We start from the raw sequence: 3,811 nt of genomic DNA, 5'->3' as shown, positions 1-3,811 counted from the left end.
CACACACCACGTGATCATTCCGGGGCCGTCGCCATGCCCGGAAGGCAGATCACGACCGTCACGCATCACGCATGATCAGCCACCCGACAGGCTCTTAACGAGGAAGACGCTCCACATCACCGCTGTCGCCGTGCCGCTGGCCGGATGGACGCTGCACACCACCGTCCTGCGCCGCCGCCTCGTCCAGGCCCGGCGCGACCCGCTCACCAGCACATGGCGCCGCGAGGAGTTCACCGACCGCGCTCAGCGACTCCTCGAGCGTCACCCGGACGAAGTGGTCCTGGTCCTCGCAGACGCAGACCACTTCAAACAGCTCAACGACCGCCACGGACACGCCGCCGGTGACACCGCACTCGCCGCGATCGGCAGCCGACTGACCGAATGGGCCGGACGCCACGGTGTCGCAGGCCGCCTCGGAGGCGACGAGTTCGCCGCCCTCGCCCACATCGAACCCCGCCACCAGGAGCTGCGCCTGGAGCACCTGGCCCGCCTCATGACCCGCCCCATCCCCTACGGCAACGGACGGCTGCCACTCACGGTTTCCCTCGGTGCCGCCACCCCGGCCGCGATCGGCACCACCGACCTGCCGACACTGATGCGCGCGGCTGACGCCGTTCTGTATCCAGTGGCTGTTGTTGCTGAGAGGGTTTTGCCTGTTGGCCGAGCCGCTTTCCAGCGCCGGTGACTGTTGTTGCATGGGGTCGTTGAAGTCCTTGTGATGGATGCCGACAGCGATGCTCAGTGCTGGCAGGTGCACCGCTTCAGCCTCGGCAGGTCTTACAGCGAGCTCGCTGATCTGGTGACTGGCATCGCTCCGGACCTGGATTCCTGGGCGAGGGCCCGGGGTGTTCGGGACGGTCAGCGGTTTCTGATCGGCCCGGATGGCCGCCCGGATCTGCGGGTGAACGCCTGTCTTGGGTCGGCGAAGTGGCGCAACCTCAAAGAGCGCTCGCAGCGGGACTACACCTACTCGGTCGGGGTGTGGTTGAACTTCCTGCTCGCGCTCGGTGTGAACTGGTGGGACGCGCAGGAGAGCGACGCGGAGGAGTTCTTCTTCTGGCGCGTGACCGATCCCGAGAACTCGGACCGGGTGCAGAGCAACTCGTTCTCGAGAGATCTCGCGGCCCTGCAGAAGTTCTACAGATGGACACGCAAGAACTTCGGAACTGCCAACCCCTTCGAAGACTTCGACGCACCCAGGGCAACACGCCGAGAGGACGTGAAGTGGCTCGATCCCGGCGGCTTCAAGCGGTGGCTCGACCTGGGCGTCCGCGGCATGGATCTGTCCGGACGTCCCGATGCGTGGTGGCGGGGCCGGAACGAACAGCGGGACGCGGCGTTCTGCGAGGGCCTCTTCGGCAATGGTCTTCGCGTCTCGGAGTGGGCGAGCGTTGTCCTGCCCGAGCTGCCGGCGTATGACCGCCGGCGCGGCTACTTCACCTGCCAGCTCGCGGACGCCTGTGCCAAGGGAGGATACGGGCATCCGTACTGGACGCCCCGTTCGGCGATGAAGGGGGTGCTCTCCTACATCGAGGGCCCCCGGGCGGCGGCGGTGCGGCGAGCCCGCGCTGCGGGCCGCTATGAGCGGGTGAAGGGGATGCGGATGGTGACCTTCCCCTCGTAGCGTAGAGGCCCTGACTGCAGGGGAAGTTGGGAGTCATGGCGGAGAAGAGACGGAAGTTCGACGCGGAGTTCCGTGAGGGGGCTGTGCGGATCGTTGCCGAGACCGGCAGGCCGATCGGGCAGGTCGCGAGGGACCTGGGGATCAACGAAACGACCCTGAGCACGTGGGTGTCGCGGGCGAAGAAGGCCGGCGGGGACGGGACGCTTTCCGTGCCCGAGCGTGAGGAGCTGGCCCGGCTGCGGCGGCAGGACGCGGAGAAGAACAAGCGGATCAAGGAGCTGGAGATGGAGCGTGACGTCCTCAAACGCTGCATGGTCCTGTGGGTGAAGTAGCTGAGGGGGACCCGGCGGTACTCGTCGGGGTGATCAGCGACCAGAGGACCGAGTACGGCATCCCGCACACCGTCGCCTGCCGTGCCCTGGGCGTGTCAGAGGCGTGGTTCTACAAGTGGCGCCGCCGCCCGGCCGAGCCCACCAAGCGCGAGGTCAGGAGGGCGCGGCTGGAGGAGAGGATCACGCACTTCTTCCGCGCGTCCGGCGACACCTACGGCTCGCCGCGGATCACGCTGGACCTGTGGGCCGAGGGCTGGCAGGTCTCGGTGAACACCGTTGCCGACATCATGGCCGACCTGGGCCTGCAGGGTCGCAGGCCGCCGCGCCGAAGGCGCTCACTGACCCGGCAGGGCAAGCGCCGAGCAGCCCCTGACCTGGTGCATCGCCGGTTCGATGCCGTCGCGCCCGACGTGTTGTGGGTCGGCGACATGACCGAGATCGAGACCGGCGAGGGCAAGCTCTACCTCGCCACCGTCCTGGACCTCTTCTCCCGCCGCCTGCTCGGCTACGCGATGGGCGCGCACCACGACGCGGCCCTGGTGGGAGCGTCGCTGAACATGGCAGCCGCGACCCGCGGCGGCCAGGTCGACGGCGTGATCTTCCATTCCGACAGGGGAAGTGAGTACACGAGCGAGGCGTACAACAGCCTGTGCGACCGGCTGGGCGTGGTGCAGTCCATGGGACGAGTTGGATCAGCCCTGGACAACGCCGCTGCCGAGTCCTTCAACTCGCTGATCAAGGTCGAGTACATCCACCGGCACCACTTCGCCACCCGCACCGAGGCCCGGCTGAAGATCGCCACCTGGATCACGGACTTCTACAACCCGCGCCGCCGACACAGCGGGGCCGCCGGCCTGCCGCCCATCGAGTTCGAACGCACCATCAGCGAAGCACGCGAGAACCACCATCAGAAGGACCAAGCCGCATAAGGAAGGCCTCTACGTTTCCGGGGGATTGACACCACCCATCCGCCACGAACGCGAGCGGCGTGAACTCGACCGCCTCATGTCGATCATCAGCAACCATGAGCGAGGGGTGACGAGCACGTGAACAGCATTCCGCTCGACAACGAGCAGGACCCAACTCGTCGGGCAATCATCGGCGCGATGAACCGGCTCTTCGCCGGCACCCCTCAGCGGTCGAACGGACGGCTCAACGTCTCTCAGTTGGCTATTGAAGCAAACGTCAAACGCTGGCATCTGACTCACCAGCATGCCGATCTCCGACAGCTCTTTCAGACCAAGGCCATCGAGCTGGAGACGAAGAGGACTTCGAACGTCCATTCCTCGGACGCCTTCGAGGAGCTGAAGAAGAAGCACAAGGAGCTGCAGGCCCACTGCAGGATCTTGGAAGCGCGTCTTCAGCTCTACGCGACCACCTTGAACCTGCTGTCCCTGGAGAACGCTGCCCTCTCAGGCCGAGACGCTGACGCGGCCAAGATCCGAGCCATGCCGCGGCAGCCGCAGCACATGCCCTGACAAGCACTGGAAGACCCTGGTTCAGAGCAACACTGCTGTTGCGCGACATGCGACGTTGACTTACCTCAACCGATGCGCCGTGGGGATACGCCCAGGACGAGCTTCTCCAGCGCTTCCCGGACCGGGCCGAACGTCGCTACCCAGGTCTCGATCAGGTAGATCTCGCCGGTCTCGTCGATACCGAGGAAAAACCGGCCCTCGTCGAGCTCACCGATGGGGAAGATGTCCCGCCCAACCGTCGAGCTCCAGTCTGCGAATCGATCCTCCTCGCCCACCGCGAGTTCGAGGCGGGGTGCGGTCGGCGTGTCGCGAAGACGTGTTGACAAGCCGTCAGGTCGAGCGGCTCCGCATTGCGCCTCGGCCTCTCAGCCGTCCTC

Annotated in this window: 6 protein-coding genes; 5 read left to right on the top strand and 1 reads right to left on the bottom strand. The window is 66.3% G+C overall.

Annotated elements, in window-relative coordinates; translation table 11 throughout:
• Window positions 1-130 precede the first annotated feature (130 nt).
• The 5 genes from AB0N06_RS38255 to AB0N06_RS38235 all read left to right on the top strand — a co-directional run bounded on the left by AB0N06_RS38255 (window position 131) and on the right by AB0N06_RS38235 (window position 3,434).
• Complete coding sequence (locus AB0N06_RS38255; protein WP_366139284.1) at window positions 131-685, top strand: GGDEF domain-containing protein; 555 nt, start codon at window positions 131-133, stop codon at window positions 683-685.
• Window positions 686-718: 33 nt separating this feature from the next.
• The gene (locus tag AB0N06_RS38250) at window positions 719-1,624 is read left to right on the top strand and encodes a site-specific integrase (protein ID WP_366139283.1); all 906 of its coding nucleotides are present in this window, start codon (window positions 719-721) and stop codon (window positions 1,622-1,624) included.
• A gap of 35 nt (window positions 1,625-1,659) precedes the next feature.
• Window positions 1,660-1,956 carry a transposase gene (locus AB0N06_RS38245; RefSeq protein ID WP_366139282.1) on the top strand — a complete coding sequence of 99 codons (297 nt, stop codon included), beginning with the start codon at window positions 1,660-1,662 and terminating at the stop codon, window positions 1,954-1,956.
• The gene (locus AB0N06_RS38240; protein WP_366139281.1) at window positions 1,944-2,885 is read left to right on the top strand and encodes an IS3 family transposase; all 942 of its coding nucleotides are present in this window, start codon (window positions 1,944-1,946) and stop codon (window positions 2,883-2,885) included. Before AB0N06_RS38245 ends, AB0N06_RS38240 begins: the two co-directional genes overlap by 13 nt.
• Window positions 2,886-3,002: 117 nt before the next feature.
• Window positions 3,003-3,434, top strand: a complete 432-nt coding sequence (locus tag AB0N06_RS38235; protein ID WP_366139280.1) for a hypothetical protein — start codon at window positions 3,003-3,005, stop codon at window positions 3,432-3,434.
• A gap of 65 nt (window positions 3,435-3,499) precedes the next feature.
• On the opposite strand, the gene AB0N06_RS38230 is transcribed toward AB0N06_RS38235, so the two are convergent.
• The gene (locus AB0N06_RS38230) at window positions 3,500-3,760 is read right to left on the bottom strand and encodes an SUKH-3 domain-containing protein (protein WP_366139279.1); all 261 of its coding nucleotides are present in this window, start codon (window positions 3,758-3,760) and stop codon (window positions 3,500-3,502) included.
• Window positions 3,761-3,811: the final 51 nt, after the last annotated feature.

Origin of the sequence: Streptomyces sp. NPDC051020 (assembly GCF_040683105.1) — a bacterium.
In the GTDB taxonomy this organism is placed as follows: domain Bacteria; phylum Actinomycetota; class Actinomycetes; order Streptomycetales; family Streptomycetaceae; genus Streptomyces.
This window is presented reverse-complemented; position numbering and strand designations above follow the sequence as displayed.